Genomic DNA, 3209 nt, shown 5'->3' on the forward strand with positions numbered 1-3209 from the left:
AGGCCATCCCACTTGATGAATATCTCGCAGATCTGGCACCTCTTCTGGCCGCTAGCGTACCTGCCTGAGCCGACCGGCTTTTGGGCCTTGTGGCGTATGCATATACCTTTGCAAGTCATCTATTGGTTCACACGCTTGTCGTGAATTTTGTATATGAAGATTAGTAACAATCGATGATGATTAATAACGATTCATAAAAGTAAAGAAAAGGCCGGACGGCCTAGTTGACGTTGATGCTCCTTGCAGATATGGCCTCGTGCATGTTGATGTACTCTTCGAGCTTCATCTTGACATCGTCCGGCTCGGTATCATCCATGCCTGTAAAGCCAGCCTTGAAGGAGATCTTGTTTCCGGAAACGTTCACGTTCGATACTTCCATGTCGGCATAAACGTTCGCCAGTTCGGCTACCCACTGCTTGGCTTCTGCTGCGTCCACGCCAGTCGTTTCGATGCTAACGTTGAGCATTTTGGTCATTCAAAACACCTACCGCAAAAATCCGTACCGGACTTTATAAAGTTGCCGTGGCTCCGCGGCAGGATTCTGTCAGGGAATTTAAACAGCGCGCGCCCTTTCGATATAAAGGGACTATTTTTCCTCAAAGCCCCAGTACTTGCGGAGCTCCTTGTCAAACGAGTTGAACTGGTCGTCGTTGAGCGTGTCGCCGCAGTTCTTGTGGGTGGGCACCACCTTCATGCCGAAAAGCTTGAACTCGACCTCATAGAATGTGACCTTGGGGCAGTTGCACATCGCTACCTGTCATCCAGACGTTCCACTTATTTGTTTATCGATGCAAGAGGCCGCACCAGTACTCCATTACAAGAGCAGAGTGTAATAGAAGGCGATTCTATCGGCTTTCAGACCTATAGAAGCACAAATTGAAACGTTTATGAGGTCGGTTTTGCAATCTTCATCAATGGAGACCAAGTTCGTCGCCCCTTCGGCGATAGCTCTTGTGCTGGCTTTTGGCATTTTGACAGCTGGGAACGCCTATGCTCAGACAGCCACATGGTACGTCGGCGAAGGAACACTTCAAAATACATACGTGACCTATAGGATTCAAGAGATACAGACCAATGACAGCACGCCGTACGAGTTGACGATATACTTCAAGGAGCAGGATGACAGGGGCGCATGGATAGCTCCATCCTTTGTCGTGAGCGAAGGAAAAGTCATACCCGGGACTCTGCGCCTTGCAGACAACAACCTAACGCCGCTCGGTGGCGGAGAGGTGTCTGCCGAGATGCAGCCCTACATCAGCGGTTACCAGAACAGCATGACATTCCTGGAAGCCTATGCCTCAAAATCAAACCCCAAAGCTCTTAGCGGAAACCCATGGGGCAACGTTGCAGGGACAGGGGCGGCAGTGATAGGCCCAACGGGCTCTGAAACCGTCACGGTGGGCGGCGGGACTTTTGATACATCCATCATAAGCTATTCCAGAGGAAACGTGGTCAACAAGATCTGGGTGGCTGACAACTTCCCGTATCCGGTAAAGGCGCTCGTGTACGCGGACGTGACCGAGCCGCCTGCACCAATCAGGTACCAGTTCGAGCTCCTGAAACAGGGAGAGGGACAGCCCGAGACGCCGCAGAGCACAGAAGAGATACCGCAACCACCTCTGAAGAAGAGCACCGTGACTTCGCGGTACCAGGTACAGGTCAGCTGGGATCCAGTCACCATTGAGCCTGGAAAGGAGACAACATTCACCATCTCGTTCTATGACAACCAGGGCTTCCCGGTAGAAAACGTCGGCTACGATTTCGTCGTGACGGATGCTGACGGAAACACACTCGCGGAGGAGACCAATGAGCTTGCGCGGCTTGGAGTGGCCGAGCAAAAGATCACCTTCGAATCCGGAGGGGGCAAGAGCATCTTGGTGACGGTCAACTCTGTCAGCGGAGTCGGCACTGGCGACTTTGTAGAGAGCGCGGACTTTAACATCGTGGTAGTCCCCGAGTTCCCTGTGAGCGCACTGATAGTCGCAGGCGCAGTCATCAGCCTCGTGGTCTTGATGACAAGGTTCCGCAGCACAAGCTTTGGGAGCATGTTTGGCAATAGAAACGCCCTCTAGCCAGGCACCCCCTCTTTTCCTTTTTCCATACGCAACGAAATCCGCCGGTGCCCTTCACGCGCACGGGCAGGCGACAGCAAAATTTAAAAAGGCATGCCCTGATTGTATAGCAAATGACTCTACCAAAGGGATACGGAAGTGGTGGACGTAAGGGCGGCAGTGGCGGTGGAGGCGGCGAGAGCCGTGACGACATCGAACGCATGATCGGCCGCAGAGTCGAAAACATGAAGAACATCTACATCCTCGGCTTTGCGCTGTGCTGGGCTGCGACTGCTGGCGGTGTGTACGTGGGCATCTCCGTGTATCCATGGGCATATCCGTTGCCAAGCGGCATTTACGCACTCTCTGTCCTGACTGTGATCGAGGCCCTTGGATTCTTCTGGATCATGAAGATCGTCAACGAGAAGCCAGTAAGGGCTTAGAATCCTTTTTCTTCCTTTTCTTTTAATTTCACCACAAGCTTTGCAGACATGCTGCCGCGCTGATTCTAGATCCATTCTCGACGAGGGTTGCGAATTTCGCACCGCAGTTTGGCTAGCAACAAATTTTATATACGAGCACTCTGTCTAGGTCTTTAATGGTCTGGCTTAGACGTACAACGCACTACCTATTCATAGTAGTCGTTGCTGTCAACAGCACGCTGCTAACCATCAACGCAGGAGACTACATCTTCTACACAGACTGGATGTGGACATCCTTCGTGGTATTCTCGGTCTCACAGTCGACCATGCTCGCTGTGGGTGCGATATACTACATGTTGTTCACAGGCGTTCCAGGCACGGCCACATACTACGCCACAATCATGACCATCTACACATGGGTCGCAAAGGGCGCATGGTTTGCGCTGGGCTACCCATACGACTTCATCGTGGTGCCGGTGTGGATCCCGTCGGCTATGCTGTTGGACCTCACGTACTGGGCGACAAGACGCAACAAGCACGCTGCCATACTCATTGGCGGTTCGCTGGTTGGCCTATCCTTCCCGCTGTTCAACATGGTCAACCTGTTGCTCGTCAGGGACCCGCTTGAGGTAGCCTTCAAGTATCCGAGACCGACGCTGCCAGCGTACATGACGCCTATAGAGCCCCAGGTAGGTAAGTTCTACAACTCGCCTGTCGCTCTGGGATCTGGAGCTGG

The 3209-nt window shown here is 52.7% G+C and carries 5 protein-coding genes; 3 read left to right on the forward strand and 2 right to left on the reverse strand.

From position 1 onward, the window contains the following. Nucleotides 1-220 precede the first annotated feature (220 nt). The gene (locus HXY31_RS11435) at nt 221-475 is read right to left on the reverse strand and encodes a hypothetical protein (RefSeq protein WP_292643109.1); all 255 of its coding nucleotides are present in this window, start codon (nt 473-475) and stop codon (nt 221-223) included. Nucleotides 476-586: 111 nt separating this feature from the next. Continuing rightward, a complete protein-coding gene (locus HXY31_RS11440; protein WP_292643110.1) occupies nt 587-748 on the reverse strand; it encodes a hypothetical protein in 162 nt (53 codons plus the stop codon). A gap of 166 nt (nt 749-914) precedes the next feature. Here HXY31_RS11440 and HXY31_RS11445 point away from each other — a divergent pair, with 166 nt between their 5' ends. The 3 genes from HXY31_RS11445 to HXY31_RS11455 form a co-directional block, all read left to right on the forward strand. Next, complete coding sequence (locus HXY31_RS11445) at nt 915-2072, forward strand: hypothetical protein (RefSeq protein ID WP_292643112.1); 1158 nt, start codon at nt 915-917, stop codon at nt 2070-2072. Between the two features lie 113 nt (nt 2073-2185). Continuing rightward, nucleotides 2186-2494, forward strand: a complete 309-nt coding sequence (locus HXY31_RS11450) for a hypothetical protein (protein ID WP_292643114.1) — start codon at nt 2186-2188, stop codon at nt 2492-2494. A gap of 155 nt (nt 2495-2649) precedes the next feature. Beyond that, on the forward strand, nt 2650-3209 hold a 560-nt coding region (locus HXY31_RS11455), incomplete at its 3' end, for an ammonia monooxygenase (protein WP_292643116.1).

The organism is Nitrososphaera sp., assembly GCF_013388945.1.
Taxonomy (GTDB): domain Archaea; phylum Thermoproteota; class Nitrososphaeria; order Nitrososphaerales; family Nitrososphaeraceae; genus Nitrososphaera.